This window comes from Roseateles sp. GW835-FHT13E02 (assembly GCF_058794035.1).
The window spans coordinates 153635-175377 of the sequence record NZ_JBXAGJ010000012.1 but is presented as its reverse complement, the minus strand read 5'-3'; the positions used below and the strand labels follow the sequence as shown (position 1 = coordinate 175377).

General features: G+C 69.3%; 19 protein-coding genes. 4 read left to right on the top strand and 15 right to left on the bottom strand.

Annotation, left to right across the window (positions count from 1 at the left end; all coding sequences use genetic code 11):
• The first annotated feature begins 250 nt into the window (after positions 1-250).
• A complete protein-coding gene (locus AC1Q6P_RS13745; RefSeq protein ID WP_492664406.1) occupies positions 251-2224 on the top strand; it encodes a tetratricopeptide repeat protein in 1974 nt (657 codons plus the stop codon).
• A gap of 18 nt (positions 2225-2242) precedes the next feature.
• On the opposite strand, the gene AC1Q6P_RS13740 is transcribed toward AC1Q6P_RS13745, so the two are convergent.
• The 12 genes from AC1Q6P_RS13740 to AC1Q6P_RS13685 form a co-directional block, all read right to left on the bottom strand.
• Positions 2243-3469: a patatin-like phospholipase family protein gene (locus AC1Q6P_RS13740; protein WP_492664405.1), complete on the bottom strand. Its 1227-nt coding sequence runs from the start codon at positions 3467-3469 to the stop codon at positions 2243-2245.
• 7 nt (positions 3470-3476) lie between these two features.
• Complete coding sequence (locus AC1Q6P_RS13735; RefSeq protein WP_492664404.1) at positions 3477-4790, bottom strand: methyl-accepting chemotaxis protein; 1314 nt, start codon at positions 4788-4790, stop codon at positions 3477-3479.
• A gap of 15 nt (positions 4791-4805) precedes the next feature.
• Entirely contained in the window at positions 4806-5171 is a 366-nt protein-coding gene (locus AC1Q6P_RS13730) for a response regulator (RefSeq protein ID WP_492664403.1), read from the bottom strand.
• 59 nt (positions 5172-5230) lie between these two features.
• On the bottom strand, positions 5231-5464 hold the full coding sequence (locus AC1Q6P_RS13725) for a hypothetical protein (protein ID WP_492664402.1): 234 nt from the start codon (positions 5462-5464) through the stop codon (positions 5231-5233).
• Positions 5464-7845 carry a chemotaxis protein CheA gene (locus tag AC1Q6P_RS13720; protein ID WP_492664401.1) on the bottom strand — a complete coding sequence of 794 codons (2382 nt, stop codon included), beginning with the start codon at positions 7843-7845 and terminating at the stop codon, positions 5464-5466. Before AC1Q6P_RS13720 ends, AC1Q6P_RS13725 begins: the two co-directional genes overlap by 1 nt.
• Positions 7842-8303 carry a response regulator gene (locus tag AC1Q6P_RS13715; protein WP_492664400.1) on the bottom strand — a complete coding sequence of 154 codons (462 nt, stop codon included), beginning with the start codon at positions 8301-8303 and terminating at the stop codon, positions 7842-7844. The genes AC1Q6P_RS13720 and AC1Q6P_RS13715 overlap by 4 nt, the downstream gene beginning before the upstream one ends.
• On the bottom strand, positions 8300-9175 hold the full coding sequence (locus AC1Q6P_RS13710; RefSeq protein WP_492664399.1) for a CheR family methyltransferase: 876 nt from the start codon (positions 9173-9175) through the stop codon (positions 8300-8302). Before AC1Q6P_RS13710 ends, AC1Q6P_RS13715 begins: the two co-directional genes overlap by 4 nt.
• On the bottom strand, positions 9172-9798 hold the full coding sequence (locus tag AC1Q6P_RS13705; RefSeq protein WP_492664398.1) for a HEAT repeat domain-containing protein: 627 nt from the start codon (positions 9796-9798) through the stop codon (positions 9172-9174). The genes AC1Q6P_RS13710 and AC1Q6P_RS13705 overlap by 4 nt, the downstream gene beginning before the upstream one ends.
• A gap of 33 nt (positions 9799-9831) precedes the next feature.
• Positions 9832-10983 carry a chemotaxis-specific protein-glutamate methyltransferase CheB gene (gene cheB / locus AC1Q6P_RS13700; RefSeq protein WP_492664397.1) on the bottom strand — a complete coding sequence of 384 codons (1152 nt, stop codon included), beginning with the start codon at positions 10981-10983 and terminating at the stop codon, positions 9832-9834.
• A gap of 64 nt (positions 10984-11047) precedes the next feature.
• Positions 11048-12766, bottom strand: coding sequence for a chemotaxis protein CheW (locus tag AC1Q6P_RS13695; protein ID WP_492664396.1), 1719 nt, complete (start codon positions 12764-12766; stop codon positions 11048-11050).
• A gap of 37 nt (positions 12767-12803) precedes the next feature.
• Positions 12804-14732, bottom strand: coding sequence for a methyl-accepting chemotaxis protein (locus AC1Q6P_RS13690; protein WP_492664395.1), 1929 nt, complete (start codon positions 14730-14732; stop codon positions 12804-12806).
• A gap of 320 nt (positions 14733-15052) precedes the next feature.
• A complete protein-coding gene (locus AC1Q6P_RS13685; RefSeq protein WP_492664394.1) occupies positions 15053-15499 on the bottom strand; it encodes a hypothetical protein in 447 nt (148 codons plus the stop codon).
• 164 nt (positions 15500-15663) lie between these two features.
• On the opposite strand from AC1Q6P_RS13685, the gene AC1Q6P_RS13680 reads away from it, so the two are divergent.
• From AC1Q6P_RS13680 to AC1Q6P_RS13670, 3 genes are read left to right on the top strand one after another with little or no spacing between them, the layout of a single operon-like run.
• Positions 15664-16059, top strand: coding sequence for a MerR family transcriptional regulator (locus AC1Q6P_RS13680; RefSeq protein ID WP_492664393.1), 396 nt, complete (start codon positions 15664-15666; stop codon positions 16057-16059).
• Positions 16056-16670 (top strand): hypothetical protein, encoded by a 615-nt coding sequence (locus AC1Q6P_RS13675; RefSeq protein ID WP_492664392.1) that lies wholly within the window; start codon positions 16056-16058, stop codon positions 16668-16670. The genes AC1Q6P_RS13680 and AC1Q6P_RS13675 overlap by 4 nt, the downstream gene beginning before the upstream one ends.
• 29 nt (positions 16671-16699) lie before the next feature.
• Complete coding sequence (locus AC1Q6P_RS13670; protein WP_492664391.1) at positions 16700-17230, top strand: 3'-5' exonuclease; 531 nt, start codon at positions 16700-16702, stop codon at positions 17228-17230.
• A gap of 15 nt (positions 17231-17245) precedes the next feature.
• Here AC1Q6P_RS13670 and AC1Q6P_RS13665 read toward each other — a convergent pair whose 3' ends face one another.
• The 3 genes from AC1Q6P_RS13665 to AC1Q6P_RS13655 form a co-directional block, all read right to left on the bottom strand.
• Positions 17246-19909, bottom strand: a complete 2664-nt coding sequence (locus AC1Q6P_RS13665; RefSeq protein ID WP_492664390.1) for a diguanylate cyclase domain-containing protein — start codon at positions 19907-19909, stop codon at positions 17246-17248.
• A gap of 103 nt (positions 19910-20012) precedes the next feature.
• Positions 20013-20573, bottom strand: coding sequence for a hypothetical protein (locus AC1Q6P_RS13660; RefSeq protein ID WP_492664389.1), 561 nt, complete (start codon positions 20571-20573; stop codon positions 20013-20015).
• Between the two features lie 189 nt (positions 20574-20762).
• A complete protein-coding gene (locus tag AC1Q6P_RS13655; RefSeq protein WP_492664388.1) occupies positions 20763-21737 on the bottom strand; it encodes a caspase family protein in 975 nt (324 codons plus the stop codon).
• Between the last annotated feature and the right edge of the window lie 6 nt (positions 21738-21743).

Here is a 21743-nt window from a genome sequence, read left to right as displayed (position 1 = left end):
GGGGCCCGGGCCGGGGCCAGGGGACGCGCTTCATACTTCCGAATGAAGACGAGATCGGCCCAGTATAGGCAGGGCTGAAGCCCGAGCCCCGGGCATTCCTGCGCGCTTGGCCTGGCTCACCCCCGCAAGTGCAGGGGGTCTTGTTGCAGCGTCGCGGCAACCGGGCAAAGCGCGGGCTTTTCCGCGGATGGTTGGGGCAGGTCAACGGCTAGGCTCTTGGCCATCTGAATCCCTTGCCCGGGAGGCCTGGATGGCATTCGCACATGAGCTGCTCTTGTTTCCTCTGGAACGCGAGGTGCAGGCCGCGGCCCAGCAGCTGCATGACAGCTCCGACTGGAACGCCCGCCTGGCGGTGGCCTGGGGCCTGCGTCAGCTCAACAGCCCGCGCGCCCAGGCCCTGGCCTTGGCCTTGCTTCAGGAGCTGGAGGAGTCCCAGGAGCAGACCGCCTTCATGGATCCGGCGGCCCTGAGCACCATGCGCGCCCGCCTGCACCTGGTGCAGGGCGAGGTGGCCATGCTGATGATGCGTCTGGACGACGCCCAGGCCTGCGTGGAGCGAGCCCGCGCTGAGCTGCAAGCCCACCCCAACCCCTGTGTGCAGGCCGATCTGCATGGGCTGCAAGCCAGCATCCATGCCGACCGCGGCGATGTCGACCTGCAACGCGATGCCCAGCAGAACGCCCTGGACTGGGCTGACCAGGCCCAGGACGCCGAGCGGCAGCTCTATTACCGAGCTTGCCTGGCGCGCGCCGATCTGTTCCTGGACTTCGAGCTGGCCCGGGCCACCTGGTCCGAGCAGCTGCCGGCCAGTGGCGAAGGTCTGTCGGCCCAGTGCCGCGCGGCCCTCGCGGACTACCGCGCGCTCGAGCATGGCCTGGCTTCGGACTATGTGGAGGCCGCGGCCTTTCTGGAACAGTCCTACGAGGCCAGCCTGGAGTCCGGCCAGGTGCGGCGCGCCATTGGCGCCGCTTCCAATCTGGGTTACAGCTACACCAGCATTTCCGATTTCGAGACCGCCCTGGCCTGGCTCAAGAAAGGCCTGGCCGTGGCGCGGCGCGTGCGCTGGCCCGGCGCCATCGGCCTGTGCCTGGCCCAGACCGGCGAGGCCCTGCGCCGCGTCGGCCAGACCGAATCGGCGCGCGAGCTGCTGCGCGAATGCCTGCAGACCCTGGCCCAGCATCCCCACAGCCGCACCGCCATGATGGCGCTGGATTACCTCGGCCAGGCCGAGCTGGACCATGGCCACTACGAGGAAGCGCTCAAGCATTTCGAGCTGCTGGGTCAGCGCGAGCGGCATTCGCATTCCAGCGATATGCGCACCGGTGTCGTGCTCGGCCGGGCCCGGGCTTTGATGCACCTGGGGCGGCTCGACGAGGCCAAGTCCGTGGCCCTGGAGGCCATCAAGGCCGCCACCGCCCAGCAACAGCGCAGTGATCTGGTGGAGCTGCGTGCCCTGGTGGCCGAGATCGAGCGGCGCAGCGGGGCCACACCCGACACGGTGCTGAGCTGGTTGCAGCTGGCCCTCGAGCAGGCGCAGGCGCTGGAAGCCTACCAACCCAAACCTGAGCTTTTGGACGCTGCCGCGGAGGCCCTGAGCCAGGCCGGCCGGCCCGAGGAGGCCTATGCCATGGAGCGCCGTGCCGTGGCCGCCCGCCAGGCGGCCTGGGCCACGGCCTCACGCCATGCCCGCCAGCAGGTCGAGGTGGCGCGCAACGAGCGCCAGCATGCCCGCCAGCAGGCCCAGGCCAAGGAAGAGCGCCTGGCCAAGCTGCAGGCCGCCCACGAGCAGTTGCAGCAGCTGGTGGTGCTGGGCCGTGAGATCTGGCGCCAGCGCAGCCCGGGCCTGATCTTCACCGTGCTTTGCCGCGAGCTGCGCTCGGTGCTGGGCGCCGAGGTGCTGGCCGTCTACCGCCGCGATGCCAGCGGCCAGACCCTGGTGATGGGCGAATCGTCCAAGGGCGAGCATGAAGGCCTGCCGCTGAAGATCGCCGTCAGCGACCCCGACAGCCCTTGCGCCGCCTGCAGCCGCGACTGGACCGAGCGCCACGAAACTCGGGCCCCAGGACCCACCCGCATTTTCGCGCCCATGGTGGGTGACGATGCCAACCCGGCCGTGCTGGTGCTGGAGCTGCCCGAAGGCCAGGCCTGGGGCACGCGCGAGCAGGGCATCCTGCGCCATCTGAGCACCGACGCCGCCCTGGCCTTCAAGCGCGCCATGGCCTGAGTCGTAGTTCAGGCGGCCTCAGGCCGCGGCCGGCGTCTGTGCCTCCTCGATCTCGGGCCAGCCAAAGAAGCGCGCCACCCGCCGCCGCTGGGCCCAGGTGTCGGCCTCGCCCAGGGCCATCAGCTCCTGGGTGAAGGGCGATTCGAACAGCAGGTAGCTGGCCAGCGCCGCACCCTGAGGCTTGGCCTGACCCGGCAGGGCCTGCTGGCCCACGCCGGTGCCGCGCAAAAGGGTTCGCACCGCGCGCGGCAGGCTGTCGAGATGGCGGGCGGCGATGTCGTCCAGGCGCTGCGAGGGCGCGATCACCAGGGCGTCGAGCGGCCGCAGCGGTGTCTCGGCCAGGGCTTCGGGCGGCAGCAGGGCCAGGGTGCGGTTGATGCGCTCCATGCGCTCGATGTCCACCGCCAGCGCATCGAGAAAAATGCCCGAGAGCGCATGGCCGGCCACCTGGGCCAGGCTGGGGTAGGCCGAGCTGCTCTCGCGCTGCAGGGCCGGCTCGTGCATGCGGCCGGCGCCGATGATGAGCAGGCGCCGCGCGCCCAGATGGATGGCCGGCGAGAGCGGTGCCGTCTGGCGCATCGAGCCGTCGCCGTACCAGGCACCCAAGCCGTCGTGGTGCAGGCGCGTGGCCGGAAAGATGAAGGGAATCGCCGAGGAGGCCAGCAGATGCTCCTGCGTCAGCATGGTCGGCACGGCCAGGCGGCTGGAGCGTTGCCAGGGCACGATCGGCCGCGCGGCCTGGTAGAAGCTGACATGCTCGCCGCTGCTGTAGCTGGAGGCGGTCACGGCCAGGGCCTGCAGATGGCCGCGCGCCAGCATGCTGGGCAGGCGGCTCATGGGCACCAGGCGGCTGAGCAGGCCGCCCAGCGGCGTGTTGTCCAGCAGCGAGCGCGGGCGAAAGCGCGCCAACGCCCAGCCCAGCGACATCATGCTCAGCCAGCGCGCGCCGCTGCGCATCACACCCAGGGCATCGCTGCGGTAGACCTGCTCGGCGCTGAACTGCGACCAGACCTCGGCCAGCTGGTCGACCCCGGCGTCGTAATGGTCGGCATGGCAGGCCAGGGCCGCGCCGTTGATGGCGCCGGCCGAGGTGCCGACGATCACACCGAAGGGGCTGCTCCGCTCGCTGCGCCCGCCCTGGTGCTGGCGGCGCAAGGCGGTGATGGCCTTGAGCACGCCCACCTGGTAGGCCGCCCGCGCGCCGCCGCCGCTGAGGACCAGGGCGGTGGTGGCGGGCTTGTGCATGGCGGGCTCAGAACAGCTCGATGCGCGGGCCGCCCGCGCCGGCCATCTCCAGCTGCAAGCCCGGGGCCGGGGCTTCGCTGTCGCGGGCCGCACTGCCGCGGCCACTGCTGCCTGCCGTCACGCTGCCGCCCAGGGCCAGGGCATGGGCCACGCGCTGCGAGTGCATCACGTAGTTGGAGGTCCAGAGCTGCAGCAGTTCTTCCAGCAGCACCGGCGGCGGCGGCGCCTGCCCGTCGATCAGCTGGTAGAGCTGGGAGAAATGGTTGGACAGGCTGCCCAGCGCCTCGTTGATCTGCTCCAGCAGCTGGCGGTTGATGTCCTGGAACTGCATGTCGCCGAGCGTGTCGATGATGTCGGCGCTGACGCGGTCCACACCGGCATTGACCTCGTGCGAGAGCTCGCTCAGGTAGGGCACGACCTCGCCCAGGGTGGCGCTCATGGTCTGGATGTGCTGGGCGATTTCGCTGAGCTGGGCGGCGGCGCTTTCACCGGCGTGGATTTGCAGGGACTGGGCCTCCTGGTCGATGCCGGCCGCCACCTGGGCGATGCCCTCGGCCACCTGGCGGGCGGCATCGGCGGTCTGCGCCGACAGGCGCCGCACCTCGGTGGCCACCACCTTGAAGCCGGCGCCTTCCGGGCCGGCGCGGGCCGACTCGATGGCGGCATTGATGGCCAGCAGATTGGTCTGGCGCGAGATCTCGGAGATCAAGGTCGCCAGCGGCGTCAGCTGGCGCACCTGCTGGGCGCTGCTGCGCACGCGTTCCAGCAGATGCTGGCGGGCCTCTTCAAAGCGCTGCTGGTGTTCGGCCAGCTGGCTCACTGCCGAGGCATGGCGCGAGCTTTGCGCCAGCGAATCGGCCGAGAGCTGCTCGGAATGCTGGACCGCATCGACCAGGCGGCTGTGCAGGGCTTGCGAGTTCTCATGCACGCGGCCCATGCGCTGGCCCATGGACATGACGGCCGTCTCCGAGGTCTGGATGGTGGCGCTGACCTGCTGCTTGAGCACGGCAAAGGCCTGCTGCAAGGTGCTGATGTCCTGGGCCACCACATCGGTGGGCAGGCGGCGCTGCGGGCCGATCTTCTGCAACCAGGGTCGAGACGCCCAACCCAGGCTCAGGCCGCCGAGGAACCAGAACAGCTGGCCATAGCTGAGCCAGCCGGGGGCTGCGGCCGGCAGCAGCACCAGCAAGAGCAGCAGGGCCAGGGCTGCCACGCGCATCCTTTGCCGGCGTGGGTCCGGGGTGATGAGGCCGGCGTCGGCCGGGTCCGCGGGACCGTCGTCACCGTCTTTCGGTGGCGCAGAAAGCGGGGAGAACTTCATGATGCGGCCCCTCTCTCATGCGCCGGGCAAAACCTGGCGGATCACGGCCAGCAGCTCGGCCCCGCCGACCGGCTTGACCAGCCAGCCGGTGGCGCCACTCTTCTTGGCGTCTTCGCGCTTGCCCTGCTGGCTCTCGGTGGTCAGGGCCAGGATGGGGGTGAAGCGCAGCAGCTTGCGCGCCTCGCGGATCAGGGCGATGCCGTCCATGCGGGGCATGTTGATGTCGGTGATGATGAGGTCGGGCTTCAGGCCTTGCTGCAGCCGGCCCAGGGCCAGCTCGCCATCGCTGGCCGTGTCCACCTTGAAGCCGCTGATTTCCAGCGTGCCTTTGAGACTCATCAGCATGGTGGCGGAGTCGTCGACGAGAAAAATATGCTTCATGGCGGGCTCCCTTGGTGAGCGGTGCGGGGCAGTTCAAGTCTGGGCCTGGGCGCGCAGGGTCAGCGCGGCAGGCTCAGCAGCAGATGGGCCAGGCGTTCGTCGCCGGGCGGGTTTTTCAGGCGCGGGCGCAGGGCCAGCAGCACCTGCAGCACGGCGGCATGCAGGCCTTCGCAGCGCTTCAGGTCCACCATGGGGCGGGCCTGCTCGCCCAGCCAGCTGGCCAGGGCCTCGGCGTCCTCGACGCTGATCTGGCCGTCCAGGGCTGCGTGTTGTTTCAGGTATCGGATGGCCATCACAGCAGCTCCTTGGGGTTGAGGATCATCAGCACGCTGCCGTCGCCCATCAGGGCGGTGCCGGCGAAGGCGGTCAGGCCGGACAGCACGCCGTCCAGGGGCTTGAGGATGATGTCGCTGGTGCCGTGGAACTCGTCCACCACCAGGCCGATGGGCTCCTGGCCCAGTCGCACCAGCAGCACGGCATGCTCGCCCTCGCTGTTCAGGCGCGGCGCGCTGCCGATCTCGAGCAGGCTGTTGAGGCTGCGCAGGGGCACGACGCGGCCGCGCAGCACGGCGGTCTGGGCGTTCTTGAAATGGTGGATGTCCTCGGCCGGCACGCGCACGGTCTCGATGATCAGATCCATGGGCACGCCGAAGCGGATGCCGGCGGTCTCGATCATCATCACATTGGTCACCGCCATCGACAGGGGCAGGGACAGGCGGATGCGTGTGCCTTGGCCGCGCTCGCTGCTCAGGCTGACGACGCCGTTGACCCGCTCGACGGCGGCGCGCACCACATCCATGCCGACGCCGCGGCCAGACAGGTCGGAGATCGCGTCCGCGGTCGAGAAGCCCGGCAGAAAAATCAGCTGCACCGCTTCATGCTCGCTGAGCAGCTCGGCACGTTCGGCTGGGATCAGGCCGCGCTCGACCGCCTTGGCCCGCACCCGCTCGGTGTCGACGCCGGCGCCGTCGTCGCTGATGTCCAGCAGCACGCGGTCGCCCTCCTGGCGGGCGCTGACGCGCAGCGTGCCCATGGCCGGCTTGCCGGCGGCCAGGCGCTGGGCCGGGCTTTCGATGCCGTGATCGAGGCTGTTGCGCAGGATGTGGATCAGCGGGTCGGCGAGCGACTCGATGACGTTCTTGTCGGCCTCGGTGTCCTCGCCTTCGATCACCAGGCGCACCTCCTTGCCCATGCGCTTGCTGGTGTCGCGCACCAGGCGGCCGAAGCGTTGGAAGATGGTGCCCACCGGCAGCATGCGCACCTGCATGATGGCGTGCTGCATGTCCTCGGCGATGCGATTGATGACGGCGTACTGGGTCTTGATCTCGCGCGCCAGGTCGCGCTGGCCGTACAGGCTCTCGGCGCGCTGGGCCAGGTAGGGCAGGGCGTTCTTGGCCACCACCATTTCGCCGATCAAGCCCATCAGGCGATCGATCTTGTCCTGGTTGACCTTGAGCACGCGCGGGCCGCGCTCGCCGTGGCCGCCGCCGCTGGCCAGGGCGGCGTCGCTGCCCAGGTCCTCGCTGGCCGCGCTGCTGCTGCTGCTGTTGCTGTTGCTGTTGCTGTTGCCGCCGCCCGGCGTGGCTTTGCTGCCGCTGCCCGGGCGCTGCAGACCCGACCAGGCCAGCAGGGCCGCGGCGCTGTCGGGCACCTGCTGCAGGCTGCCCAGTGCGGCATCGAGATCGCCGACCAGGGCGCCTTCGGGGGCCGTGCCTTCGCAGGCCAGCACCTGCAGCAGATGGGCAAAGACCTCGCGGGTGGCGCGCAGGCTGGCGGCATTGGGCGCGCCCTGCTCCAGCAGGCGGCGCTGCTCGTCCCAGATCTGCAGGGCGCGGCGCGCCAGCAGGGCCTGGGTGGCTTCGAGCGTGCTGGGGTGGGCGCCGGCAGTGGCTGCCGGTGCCGCTGCTGCGGTCGCTGCCGGCGCGCTGGCGGCGGGCACCAGGTAACTCTCGATCTGCTCGGGCACGTAGCGGTAATGCTCGTTCACATAGGCCAGGGGCGCGTCGCAGCTGAGCAGGAAGTCCAGCCGGCATTGGTAGCAGTCGAAATCGGCGCTCTCGGGCCAGGCGAGGCCGGGGGCCAGGTCCAGATGCTGCAGGCCCGGTGTGGCCAGGACCAGGCGCAGCGGGTCCTCGCCCTTGAAAAAGCACTCCGGCTCGGGCCGGTAGCGCAGCAGCACGCGGCCGGGCTGGCGCTGCGCTTCGGGCAGGGAATGGATCCATTCCGGGGCCGTGGCCGGGCCGGCCGCGGGCGCGACCGCCGCCTCGGGGGGGCTGGCCTTGCCATCGTTGAGCCGGGCTCGGATCTGCTGCGCCAGGGCCTGGCTCTGGGCCAGGCGGCTGTCGTCCAGGCGGCCGTCGCTGGCGATGCGCTCGACCAGCTCGATGGCCAGGTCCATGGCGTCCAGCAAGGCATCGGCGATCTGGCTGCTGTAGGCCAGCTGGCCGCTGCGCACCCGGTCCAGAAGGTCTTCGCCGGCATGGACCAGCAGCTCCAGCGGCTTGAAATCGAACAGGCCGCAATTGCCCTTGAGGGTGTGGACCAGGCGGAACAGATCGTTCAGCAGGGCCGCGTCGCCGGGGGCGCGCTCCACCTGCAGCAGGCGTTCGCCGATCTGCTCCAGGCATTCGCGCGCTTCCTGCACGAACTGGTCGAGAAGTTCGGTGGTGCTCATGCCAGGACTCCTTTGGGCAGGCTCAGCGAGGGGGGCAGGGCTGCGGCGGCGCCGGCGGCCTGCAGGGCGGCGCTGACGTCGCCGAGCAGCAGGGCAGCCGTCAGCACCAGCTCGGCCGGCTTGGCCGGTTTGATCAGGTAGCAGTTGGCACCGGCCTGGCGGGCGGCGCTGGCGTCCTGGCTCTGCGCCTCGGTGGACACCATCAGCACCGGCGCCTGCACGCTGCTCGGCAGGCGGCGCAGCTCGCGCACGAACCCGTAGCCGTCGAGCTTGGGCATGTTGACGTCGACCACGAAGAGGTCGAAGCGTTGACCATCGGGCAGGCTGGCCACCTTCTCCAGCGCATCCATGCCGTTGACGGCCTCGGCGCATTGCCAGCCGGCATCGCCCAGCAGTTTGCGGTGGTACATGCGCACGGTGGCGGCGTCGTCGACCACGAGGATATGGGCTGCACTCATGGGGACTCTCCCTGCAGAGGTTTCTGGTAGACCATGGCGTCGGCGAAGCGCCGCACGCGGTAGAGCGAAGTGATGCGACTCATCGATTCCGAGTGGCCCAGGCAGATGAAGCCGCCCGGGTTGAGCGCATCGAACATGGCTTCGGCGGCCACCTTGCGGGACAGGTCGTCGAAATAGATCAGCAGATTGCGGCAGAAGATCAGGTCGATATTGCGGAAGCGGCGTGTGTCGGCCGGGTCGCTCAAGTTGACCTGGCTGAAGTCCACCGCTGCCACCAGATCGCGCGAGATGGTCCATTCCTGCTCGCGGGTCTGGGTGAAGTAGCGGTCGAGGTAGTCGCGCGGCAGGTTGGCGATCGAGCGGGCCGAGTAGACGCCGCGCTGCGCCGCGCCGAGCACCTTGGTGTCGATGTCCGAGGACAGGATCTCGACCTCGTAGTCGTTGATGTGGGCCCAGCGCTCGAGCAGGTAGATGGCGATCGAGTAGGGCTCCTCGCCGGTGGACGAGGGCACCGACCAGATGCGGATGCGCTCGCCCGGGGCTTTGCGCTTGATCACCTCGTTCAGCATGTCCTTGACCATGCAGTCGAACTGGTAGGCCTCGCGGAAGAAGTAGGTCTCGTTGACCGTCATCGCGTTGACCAGGTGCTGCAACTCCTCCTGGCGGTTTCGCTCGAAGCGCAAGGCCAGGAAGTAGCTGCGGAAATCCTCGGCCCCGGTCGCCTCCATGCGCTCGATCAGGCGCTTGTCGACGAAGTAGCGTTTGCTTTCTTCGAAGTGGATGCCGGTCTTGCGATAGAAGAACTCGCGGAACTTGAGGAAGTCCGCCTCGCTGATCTGGGCCCGGTTGCGGGCTTTGAGTTCGGTGTTCATGCGGCGCCTATGTGTTGCAAGGCCATGTCCACGGCGAAGCTCAGGTAAGCGTCGTCGGCGAAACGTTCACGTACCTTCTGCAAGGCCGCCACATGCTGGCGATCACCGAGCTCGACCAGCAGGTCCACGGCGCTGGCCACCACATTGAGCTCCTGCTCCTGTTCCAGCACCTGCAGCAGCCATAGCGGCACCTGCTTGTGGCGCAGCTCGCCCAGCAGATTGATGCTGAGGATGCGCACATCGGCATCGGGGTCGCGCAGCAGCTGTTCCATGCAGGGCGCCACCAGATGCGGCATGGCGGCCAGGGTGCCGATGGCGCCGTTGCGCAGCTGGGCATCGTCGCTGCGCAGCAGGGGCAGCAAGGCCTGGGCCGCGCTGGTGTTGGCCAGGGAGTTGAGGCTGGTGAACAAGGCCTCGCGCACGGCGCTGTCGCGCTCGATCAGCAGCTGGGCGCCCAGGGCCGGCGCGGCATCGGGATGGGCGGCCAGGTCGCGCGCGGCCCAGCGGCGTTGCTCGGCCTGGGGGGCGCTCAGCTGGACCAGCAGGTCGGGCAGGAGCCGGCTCTGCTGGCGGGGCTGGACTGCGTGCAGCGTGGCGCCGTCGGTGACTTTTCGGAGTGCCATGGTGGGGGTCCTGTTGCGATGCGCTTGCGCCGTTTAGGACGCGGAGATCCAGTGCTGGATCTGTTGGGCAATTCCGCTGCTGGGGCGCACCACGCTGGCGCCCCCGAGGCGGATCAATTCGGCCGGCATGCCAAACACGACGGCGCTTTCGCTCGATTCGGCCACCGTGCGGCCGCCGCTCTGGCGCAACCGGCTCATGCTGGCGGCGCCGTCGTCGCCCATGCCGGTCAGCAGCACACCGATCAGGCGCTGGGCTGGCAGGCGGCGCATGGCGCTGTCCACCAGCACATCGACGCTGGGATGCCAGGGGTGGGCCGGCGATTCGGGCCGCGGCTGGGCCACCAGGCGGCCCAACTGCTCGGTGACGATCATGTCGCAGCCGCCCTTGGCGATCAGCACCGTGCCCGGGGTCAGCGGGGTGGGGGCGCTGCATTCGCGCACCTGCAGGCGGCACAAGCCGTTCATGCGCTGAGCAAAGGATTCGGTGAAGTGCGGCGGCATGTGCTGGGCCACCAGCACGGCCCAGGGAAAGTTCTCGGGCAGCTGGGGCAGGATGTCTTCCAGCGTGCGTGGGCCGCCGGTGGACACGCCGATCAGTACCAGGCCGGGCAGCTCCTCACTCGCCACGCCGCTGGCCTGGGCCTGGGCCTGGGCTTGCACGGCCGGGAAGAAGCGCGCCGGTGCGGCGCTGGCTGTGCGCGCGCTGCGGGCCGGCAAGGCCGGCCGCAGGCTGCTGCCGGCACTCAAGCCCGGTCGCGGGCTGCGATCGCGGTTCAGGCCGCTGGGTCGGCGCGGCTGGGCTTGGGCGGCGGCCCGCACCTTGCCGACCAGCTCCTCGCGCACCTGGTCCATGGACAGGGAGATGGTGCCGCCGGGCTTGTGGACGAAGTCCACGGCGCCCAGGGCCAGGGCTTCCAGCGTGGCCTGCGTGCCCTGCTCGGTCAGTGAGGACACCATCACCACCGGTGTGGGGCGGGCCTGCATCAGCAGGGACAGGGCGGTCAGGCCGTCCATCTCCGGCATGTTGATGTCCAGGGTCACGACATCGGGATGCCATTCGGTCAGGCGGTTGACGCCCTCGACACCGGTGCGCGCGGCTGCAACTTCGAAGCCGGCTTCGCTCAGCATCTCGGTCATCAGCCGGCGCATCAGCGCCGAGTCATCGACGATCAGTACCCGTTTCATGGTGAGGCTCGATGGGAACGTGGGGCAGATGGGTGTGGATGGCTGCGGCTCGGGCGGCGCTCGCTCAGGCGGCCCGGGCCAGTTCCGGCAGGGCGGCCGGGGCCGAGTCGAAGGCCTCCTGCATGGCCAGGCTTTCGCCGGCATCGAGCAGCTGGCGCTGGTCGATCAGCATCACCAGGCGCTTGTTGTCGTTCAGCTTGGCCACCTGGGTGATCAGGCGCCCCTGCTCGGCGCTCAGGGCCGGAGCCGGGGCCACGCTCTGGCGGTTGATGCGCAGCACCTCGGCCACCGAGTCAACGATGAAGCCGGTGCGCATGCCGTCGACCATGAAGACCATGATGCGCTGGCGGTCGTTGCGCTCCAGCGTGGCCATGCCCAGGCGGCTGCGCTGGTCGATCACCGGCAGTACCGTGCCGCGCAGATTGATCACGCCCTCGACATAGGACGGGGTCTTGGGCACCCGGGTCAGCAACTCGGGCACGCGCACGATCTCCTGCACGCTCATGATGGGCACGCCGAATTCCTCGGCGCCGAGGCGGAAAATCACGACTTGCAGCTCCTCTTGCTGCTCCAGCTGGACGGCTTGGCTCAGGCTGCGATGCATTTCATTCTCCGCAGAGGTTTCGGCTGTGGCGGCATGGGGGTCGGAGCCCAGTTGCAGGGCCGCGGCTTCCTGCACGGCGTCGAGACCGAGCAGGGCCTGGGTGGAAATCACCGAGACCAGCCGCCGGCCGTCGTCCAGGCGGCAGATGGAGGCGAACTCCTGCATCTGCACATCGCGGGCCAGGATGCCGGGCATGGGTTCGTTCTGACGGCGCGGCACATGGATCACTTCCTTGACGGTGTCGGTGATCAGGCCGACCAGGGCCGGCTCCGTGCCAGTGCCGGCCGGCGGCAGGGCCACCACGACGATGCGGTGGTGTTCATCGGCGGCGATGCTGCCCAGGCCGAACAGGCTGCGCAGGTCGAGCAGGGGCAGCAGGCGGCGGCGCAGCGAGATCAGGCCGCTGACATGCACGGGGGCATTGGGCAGGCTGGTGATGTGCTCGGGCAGCTGCACGATCTCCTGTACATCGTTGATCGAGATGCCGTACTCCTGGCCGGCCACGGTGAAGCTGACCAGGCGCAGGTCCTCGCCGCCCTGCTTGTCGGCCGGGCTGCATTCGCTGTCGGCGTTGTGGCCGACCTCGGTGGCGACCTGGGGCGCGGGCGTGTCGCCGCTGCGGCCGTCGCGCGTTTCGCGGCGCAGCTGACCGGCGGACTGCAGGCCCCCGAACTGGGCCTGCACCAGGCGTTCGAAATCCAGGATCAACAGCAGCTGGGTGCCGCCCTCGGGGCGCTCCTGCTGGATCAATCCGCTCAGGTACTCGGTTCGGACCACGCTCTGGATCGCGTGGGCCGGCTGGATCTGCGAGGGCTCCACATTGACGACGCTGGCCACGTGGTCGACGATGAAGCCCAGGGCCTGGCCCAGGTTGATGACCAGGGCGCGGGTGGCGTCGTCGGCCTCGCGGCGCTCGGCGCCGAACAGGGTGCGCAGGCTGATGATGGGCAGGACCCGGCCGCGCAGATTGGCCAGGCCCTCCAGGGCATGGGGCGCCAGCGGCAGCTGGGCCACCTCGGGCAGGCGGATGATTTCCTGCACCGGGTCCATTGGCACGGCAAACATCTCGCCGGCCACGCTGAAGGTGACGAACTGGCGGTCGGCGCTGCCATCGCTGGCCGGGCTGCCCGCGTCGGCGCGCGTGGGCTCGCCGTCCGGGTGGGGGTGTTTGAGATTCACGGCGACTCCTTGATGCCTGGGCGCGTGGGCTGCGGGCTCAGTTGCTTTGCAGCTCGTCGGCCAGGGAGGAGATTTCCTCGATGGCCGCGCTCAGTTCGTCGGCACCCTGGGCTTGCTGGCGGGCGGCGCTGGCGGCCTGCTCGGCCGCCTTCTCGGACTGCTGGGCCGCGGCCGAGACCTGGTCCACGGCGATCTTGACCTGCTGCATGGCGGTGCTGATCTCGCGGGCGCTGGCCACCGCTTCCTGGTTGCCTTGCTCGACCTGGGCCACGTCTTTTTCCATGGCTTCGAGGTTGGCGGTGATGGCGCGGGTCTTCTCGACCTCGGCCAGGCCGGCGCTCATCAGATCGCTGAGGTCGCGGCCGACGGCGCTGATCTGGTCCTGGATGCTCTTGACCAGGTCCTTGATGCGGTCGGCGTTCTCGGCCGAGTCATGGGCCAGATTGCGGATGTCGGTGGCTACCACCACAAAGCCCTTGCCGTACTCGCCGGCGCGCGCGGCTTCGATGCTGCCGTTGACGGCCAGCATATTGGTCTGGATGGAGACCTGGGTGATCGCATCGACGATCTTGTCGATCTTGCGGCTGACCAGCTCCAGCTCCTTGATCTGCTTCATGCTGGCGCGCGTGGCCTCGACGCTGCCGCTGATGGTCTGCACCAGGCGGTCGATGTTCTGCTTGTTCTCACCCATCAGGCTGCGGATGGCGGCGGCACGCTGGCTGGCTTCGGTGGCGCGCTCGTCGGCGATCTGGGCGCCACGGCTGATCTGGCTGACGGCGGCGGCCGATTCGGTGGTGGCGCTGGCCTGGCTTTGTGCGCCTTTGCGGATCTGCTCCAGGGCCACCATGATCTGGTTGGCGGCGCGGGTGATTTCGGCCACGGCGCTGGACAGCTCCTCGGCGGCCGAGGCCACCTCTTCGGCGCTCTTGGCGATGTCGGTCGAGCTCTTCAGCTCTTCGGCGATCTCCGACAGGTTCTGCGCCGTCTGCTCGCATTCTTCGAGTGCGGCGCTTTGCTCCTGCACGGTCTTGGCGGCCTCTTCGCAGGCCGAGGACTGCTCGGTCGCAGCGGCGGCGATCTGCTCGGCGCCCTTGAGCGCCTGGTTGGCCGCGGTGCTGCTCTGGCTGGCGGCGCTGGCAATCTCGACGGCGCCGGAGACGATGTCGGCCGCGTCCTGGGCGATGCGGGCCAGCTGCTGCAGGATTTGCTCGCTCTTCTCGACCTCGGATTGCACCGCGTCGGCCGACTGGTTGATGCCCTCGGCGATCACGCCGACCTCACCCTGGATCTGGCCGACCAGGTCCTGGATCTGCTTGGCGCTTTTCTCGCTGGTCTCGGCCAGGGTGCGCACCTCGTCGGCAACGACGGCAAAGCCCTTGCCGTGCTGGCCGGCTCGGGCGGCTTCGATGGCGGCGTTCAGGGCCAGCAAGTTGGTCTGGTCGGCGATGCGGGCCACGGCCTTGACGATGTCGCCGATGTTGGCGGCCTGGCGTTCCAGCTCGGCCATCATCTGCACCGAGCTGGCCTGGCGCTGGGCGGCCACGCCAACGGCGCTGATGGTGGCCTTGACTTCCTGATTGACTCGACCGGACATGTCGCGCATGCCCTCGGCCTTCTGGCGGGCCTGGGTGCAGGCCGTCATCTGGCGGCTCAGCGAACCCACCACCTGGGTGATGGCGGCCAGCGATTCCTGGGCGGCGCCCGAGGCTTCCTCGGCGCCGCTGGCGATCTGGTCGGCGGCGCGCTTGAGTTCTTCCGAGGCCGAGGCGGCTTCGTTGATACCGGCCGAGAGCTGGGTCGAGGCGCTGGCCACACGTTCGGCCGCCTGCTGCTGCTTGGCCAGGGTGCGGGCGCGCTTGCGGTTGGCTTCGGCATCGCGCGTCATGGTCTTGGTGATGCCTTTGACCAAGCCGGGGGTGAGGGCAGGGGCGCTGACGGTTTCGCGTGGTTTGGTGACCAGGGCCATGACGTAACTCCTTGAAATGGGCTTGATGGGATGCTCGGCACCACGGTGTGGTTTGGGGGTGCCTGGGCCTCGTCCTGGACATCTCGGCCAGCGCCTGCGAAGGCGGACAACGGGAGCGTTGGTGTCGATGTGCTGGCTGATATTTCACTACAAATGATAAAAATACTAGGTGATGGATTGCACGAATTTAGCGATTTGTCGCCTCGTGGATTTGCCGCTCCTTCGTTGCGGGCCAATGCCTGTGGGCTTTTTCTCGTCGAAGCGGGCGGCGTGCGCCGTCTCCGCCGTCTCCGCTTGATAAATGATTGTTTTGATAGGTTTTATTGGCTCTCTGGCTGCGCAGGCCGCAGCGGCCAGGCCTGGGCCAAGCCCCAGAGCAGCTCGGGGCCCAGGAACAGCAGCAGCAGCGGCGCCTGGGTCTGCCACCAGGCATGGGCCATCCAGAGCGAGAACAGTGCGCGGGCAGCGGCATCGAAGCGGCCCAGATGGATCTGCGGTCGCCACAGGCGCAGCAGCGACCAGACCGCGACCAGGCTGCCCATCAGATGGCAGAACAAGGCCTGCAAGGGGCCGAAGGCCGGGAAGGCCTGGCCACCCAGGGCCTGGTTCAGCGCGGAGAGCTGGGGCAGCAGCCAGGCCAGGGTCCAGGGCGTGGCAAAACCGGTGGTGAGCAGCAGGTCGTAGAGCGCGCTGGCGCGCACCAGGCGGAGGTAGGGCTGCGCCTGGAAGCGCGGCCAGCGGGTGTTCAGGTCAAAGGTCGGAACCATGGAATCTCCAGGAGCTTGAAAGTGAGAAGGGCAGGCTTGAAGCCGGGCGCGACAGGCCCATCTCCACAGCCAGGGCCGCAGCCTCGGGCCTGGAGTACGCTCCAGGGTCAAGCCCTGGCCTCCGCCTTTTTTCTCCGACCTTGTGAACCCACCCTCCATCCGCCATGCAGATCGGTGAACTCTCCGCCCGCACCGGCTTGAGCCGGGACACCTTGCGCTTCTACGAAAAGCGCGGCTTGCTTCGCGCCCGCCGCAGCGACAACGGCTATCGCGACTACCCGCCCGAGGCCGTGCGCTGGCTGGGCTATGTGCGCATGGCCCAGGGCCTGGGCTTCAGCCTGGCCGAGATCGAGGCCGACCTGCCCCGGGTGACGGATGCGCAGCCGGCCGCCACGGCGGATGAGCTGCAGGCTGTGCTGGCGCGCAAGCTGCAAGAGATCGATGCCCGCATTGCCGGCTTGCAAGGTCTGCGCGCCGAGTTGCTGGCCCAGCTGCAGGCGCCGCAGCCGGCCTGTCCTTTGCGAGGCGTGGGCGGCGTGCGCGGCGAGGTGCTGGCATGAGCGGCGGCGGTCCCTTGATGATCCCGCCCGCGGGCGATGGCCTGCCCGATCGCATCGCCCAGGCGGTGCTCAGCCTGGTGGCGCAGCGGCCGGAGTCGCAAGCCCTGCCCAGCATGCGCCCGGCCGATGCCGCGCGCCAGGCCACCGGCGAGGCCGCGGCCAAGGCGGCGCTGGCGGCTGGCTCTCTGGCCCTGCCGCCCGGTCCGCTGGGTTGGCTCACGGTGTTGCCTGAGATGCTGGCAGTCTGGCGCATCCAGTCCCAGCTGGTGGCCGATATTGCTGCGCTCTACGGCCGCACGGCCGAGCTGGGCCAGGCGCAGATGCTGTACTGCCTGTTCCGCCACACGGCCGCCCAGGCGGTGCGTGACTTGGCCGTGCGGGTGGGCGGGCGCTGGCTGGTGCGGCCGGCCACCACCGCGCTGCTGCAGCGCGTGGCCGGCCAGTTGGGCGCCAAGCTGGGCGAGAAGCTGCTGCAGAAGACCGTCTCGCGCTGGGTGCCCGTGCTGGGCGCGGCGGCGGTCAGCGCCTACGCCTTCTACGACACCCAGCAGGTCGGTCGCGTCGCCATCGAGCTGTTCGAGCGCGAGCAGGTGCTCGACAACCCTGTCTGAATTCCGGCCGCCGCGGCCTACACTGCGGCATGACCGCGGTCCTGCACAGCCCCAGCCCCCTGGCCCTGCGAGCCCCCGCCATCCTGGATGTGGAGGCCTCGGGCTTTGGCCGCGGCAGCTACCCCATCGAGGTGGGCTTTGTCGAGCCCAGCGGCACGGTCTTTTGCTCGCTGATCCAGCCCGAGCCCGACTGGCAGCACTGGGACCCGAGTGCCGAACTGGTGCACGGCATCAGCCGCGAGATCCTGCGCCGCCACGGCAAGCCGCCCGCTTGGGTGGCGGCCCAGATCAACGAGCGCCTGGCGGGCCAGACGGTCTACTGCGACGCCTGGGCCCATGACTACTCCTGGTTGGCGCGGCTGTTCGACAGCGCGGACATGACGCCGGCCTTCCATTTGCAGGATTTGCGCTGCCTGCTCAGCGAGGCCGAGGCGGCCTGCTGGCATCAGCTGCGCGAACAGGTGCGCGAAGAGCTCCAGCTCGACCGCCACCGCGCCAGCGCCGATGCCCGCGTGCTGCAGACCGCCTTGCTGCGCCTGCGGGCGCCGGCGCGTGGCTGAGGCTGGCGCGCCGCCTCAGCCCAGCTGGTCGAGATTGCCGCGCGCGCAGTTGCGGCCGGCGCGTTTGGCTTCGTAGAGCTTGGCATCGGCCTCGGCCACCATGGGCTCGAGCAGCAGGCGGTGGTTGGGGCTGATGCAAAAGCCCACGCTGATGCCGATGTGCAGTTCCAGCTGCTCGATGCGGAAGGGCGCGCCGATGGCCTGGATGATTTTCTCGGCCACGATGCGCGCGGCGCCTGGATCTTGCAGGCCTGGCAGCAGCACGGCGAACTCGTCCCCGCCCAGGCGTGCCACCAGGTCTTGCGGCCGCAGCACATGGCGCAGGCGCCCGGCCACGGCCTTGAGCAGGGCATCGCCGACCGGGTGGCCATGCTGGTCATTGACCGGCTTGAAACGGTCCAGATCCAGGTAGAGCAGGGCGGCATAGCCGCTGCTGCGCCGGGTGCTGACGGCATCGAACAGGTCTTGCGCCTTCTTGTTGAAACCGCGCCGGTTGAGCAGCTGGGTCAGGGGGCAGGTTTGCGAGGCGTCACGCAGGCGCTGCTCTTCACGCCGCGCCTCGGTCACATCGTGGGCGATGCAGATCACGCCTTCGATGGCCTCGCTCTCGCTGCGCAGCGGTGCGTAGCGCAGCTGCAGCACCAGGGCCATGTCCTCGCTCGTGGCCTGCGAGCGGGCATCGGCGGCCTGGGCCGTGCTGCGGTCATAAACCCGCTCGAGCTGGGTGGCCAGGCCTTGCAGCGCCCGCTCGATGGCCGGGCGGCGCGCCTGGTACTCCTCGTCGCCCAGCAGCTCGGCCACATGGCGGCCCAGCCAGGCCTCGCGGCGGACGTTGTAGCGCCGCTCGAAGGCCTGGTTGAAGAACAGGAAACGGGCTTCCAGATCGAGCACCGAGATCATGGCCTGCGAGGTCTGGGCAATGGCCCGCATCATGGCCTCGGTACGCTGGCGCTCACGCTGGGCGCGCACATCGGCCGAGATGTCGCGCAGGATGACCGAGAGCGTCTCCACCGCGCCGCTGGCCTTGCGGTGCAGCAAGACGGTGGCCATGCAGGGCACGGGCTGGCGTTGGCCGTCGAGCACCGTGCCCTGGCCCTGCCACTGGCCCTGGGCCAGCACGGCGGGCAGGATCTCCTCACGGAAGCGTTCAGCGCCGCCGGGGGCGAAGAAGTCGGTGTAGGTCGTGTCGCTGAGATCGCTGTCCATGGGCACGCCCAGGCGCTGGCGGGCGGCCGGGTTCATGTAGATCAGGCGGTGGTTCTGATCCAGCTGGCAGACGTAATCGGGCGTCAGGGCAAAGATGGCGTTCAGGGTGCGGGCGGCGCGCTGCTGCTCGGCCAGCTCGGTGATGTCCTCGACCGTGCCGACCTGACCCTGCAGCTTGCCATCCAGGCGCAGCGGCGCGGTGCGCACGGCCAGCAGGCGGCGCTGTCCATCGGGGCGCTGGATGCGGCTGAAGGCCTTGAGGCCCTCGCCGCGCCGGATCATCTCCAGCCAGTTGCTGCGCACGCGTTCGCGCCGCTCCGGCGCTTGCAGCTCCAGCCAGCCCCAGGCCAGCTGATCTTCGCGCAGGCCTTGCAATTGCAGATAGGTCGGGTTGGCGTAGACCATGCGGCCGCTCTGATCGCAGCGGAACAGGCCCAGGGGGGAGGCATCGCTGGCGGCGCGCTGGAACGCCTCTTCCAGGCGCACGCGCCTTTGCGTGCGCGCCAAGACCGCCGTCATCAGCAAGGCCAGGCCGCTGACCACGACGCTGAAACCGATCACCACCAGGCGTTCGATCCGGTGCCGCGCCAGCGCCGCGTTGTCGCCCTGCGAGACCAGCAGCTGCAGGCCGAAGACGTCGAGGCTGCGGTAGGCGCCGTGGCGCGGCTGGCCGTCGCTGGCCGCGCCGCTGGTGGCAAAAAAGCCCTCGCGGCCGCTGAAGCCAGCGCGGCGCTCAGGCCGATCGGCGAACACATCCCGGCCGATGAAGCCGGGCAGTTCGGGCACGCGCGACAGCGCCACGCCGTCCGCGCGCAACAGGGTCACCGCGGCGGCCGGACCACGGGCGAAGAAGCCATGCAGGCGCTGCAGGCGGGTCAAATCAATCAAGGCCACGGCCATGGGCAGGCCAGAGTCACTGGCGCTCAGACGCATCAGCATGGGAATCTGCATGGGCCCATTCGCGCGCAGGCGCAAAGGCAGACCGAGCACAGGCTTGGCCTCTGCATGGTCGGCCAGCAGGGCGAGGTAGGCCTGCTGCTGTGACAAGTCGGCCGCCGGCTGGCCGCTGATGGCCGGGATGCGGAAGGCCAGGCCCTGGGCATCCAGCAGAAGCACATCGACCATGCCACGCGAGGTCTCACGCAAGGTGTCGGCCAGCTGGGCCAGGGAGACATCGGCCAGAGGCTCGCGCTGACCGCGGGTCAGCAGCCACAAATCGATGGTGCGCAGGCTGCGCTCGGCGTCGCGGAACACGGCCTCGGTCTGCGCCGCTGCGGCCTCGGTGGCACTGGCCATCTCGCTGCGCTGGTCCTGCAGCAGCTGAGCTGGGTAGAACAGGGTGAACCAGACCACAAAGCCCCAGAGCATCACCAGCACCAGGCCGATGGCCGCGAAAGGGCCGAGCGTCAGCAGCCCGGCCAGGCGGGAGCTTGGCAGCTCAGAAGGGGGCGGCGGCGTGGACTCTTCGGGCATCCGGCATCGGGGGCCGGCCACGACGGAGGCCGGATGCAATCATTGTGCGGCAAGCGGGCCGCCGGAGATCGGCCGAAAAGCGCCGAGCCGACCTCCTTTCGTTTCAGCGTGCGGCGGTGCGCGCGCGGCGCGTACCCAGGGGCAGCAGGCCCAGTGCCAGCAGGCCCAGCGCCAGGCTGCCTGGCTCGGGCACCTGGTTGCCCTGGGTGTTGAAGTTGCCCGAGCCGTCGCCCTGGTACCACCAGGTGCCGTCCAGTTTGTAATCATGGATGTGATCGATGCGCAGCACGCCATAGCGCTGGTCGCTGCTCTTCCAGACCACGAAGCTGCCGACGCCATTGTGGACATCGCCGTCGCCCAAGGCTGGGGTCGCGTAGGCGCCGTAATTGAAGATGCTGGCGTCGGTGATCTGGTTGATGTTGGTCACGCCGGTGGCCACAGCCACCTGAAAGTCACCACCGAAGTCCACCGAGTAGAAGTAGCCGAAGTGATTGGTGGCCCAAGACCATTCGATCTTGATGAAGTTGCTGCCATCACCAATTTGTGTGTTGTAGCTCGAATCCTGCCAGCCGTTCAGGGTGCCGGTGACGACAGCCGCTTGGGCATGCAGGGCGGCGGCGGCCAAGGCGGCGCTGGCGGCCAGACGGATCAGAAATTTCCTCATGAGCAGACTCCCGGTCTTGAAGTGGTATGACCTGCGGAATTCTCTCGATCTTGTATCCAGAAGTAACGCGCCACCCCCGTGGATGATGGGTGGGTAAACCCCTGGATGTCACTGAAGAAGTGGACAAATACCAAGGCCTGGCGGGCGTCATGGCCTGCAGCGAAAGCGCCGGGCGCGCCAGGCTTTCGTTCAGCGCCGCTGACCCAGCAGCATGGGCACGGGGCTGAGTCGCTGCTCGGCCAGAAAGCGCTGGCGCACCAGCTCGATCAGGCGCTCGCCGTCCTGCCAGCCTTGCTGGCGCAGCAGCTGGGCCAGGTGCCAGGTGAAGACGCCGTGCAGGCGGGTGCTGGCCAGGCTGCCGCCCTTGGGCATCCATTCCTCGCGCACCCGCTCGTGGCTGCGGCCGGCGAAGAGCAGGGTGCGGCCGTCGCTGCGCGGGCTGCCGAAACGGCCGGGCGCGCGCGCTGCCTTCGCGTCTGCAGCGCTGCTGCGCGCATGGCCCAGGGTCAGGCCGAGCTCGGCCGGATGCAGGGCGCGCACGCGCGGGCCGGGGCTGGGCTCGCCGCTGTCGCTGCGCGCCATGCCGGCGGCGTGGCAGGTGTCGAAGACGGCCCAGACCTGGGCGCCGCGGTCGACCAGGCGGTCGATCCAGTCGCCGATCTCGTCGTCGAGCAAGGCATTGGGGATCTGGCCGCCGGCGCCTTCGCCATTCCAGGCCTGTACATCGGCGGGCAGCAGCACTTCGTCCAGGCCATCGGCCTCCGGCCAGCGGGCATCGGCGGGCTGGGCTTGCTGGCTGCCGTGGCCCGAGAAATAGAACAGCAGGCGCTCGCCCGCCCGGGCCTGCCGGGCCAGGTCTTCCATGGCTTGCAGAATGTCGGCCCGGCGGGGCGCGCCGCTGAGGACCTGGAGCTTGGCGGCTTCCATACCCTGGCTGCGCAGCAGCTCTTGCATCAGGGCCACATCATTGTCCGGGCCGCGCAGCCAGAGGCGGGTCGGCAAAGCCGGGTAGCGCGAGACGCCCACCAGCAGGGCCCGGTCCAGGGCCGGCAGGCTGGCGGGCGCGGCGGCGTGGGCTGGCAGCGCGCCGAGGCTCAAGCCCGCCAGGGCGAGCAGGCAGCGGCGGCGGGTCGGCAAGGTCGGCAGCAGGGCAGAGCAGGGCACGGCGAA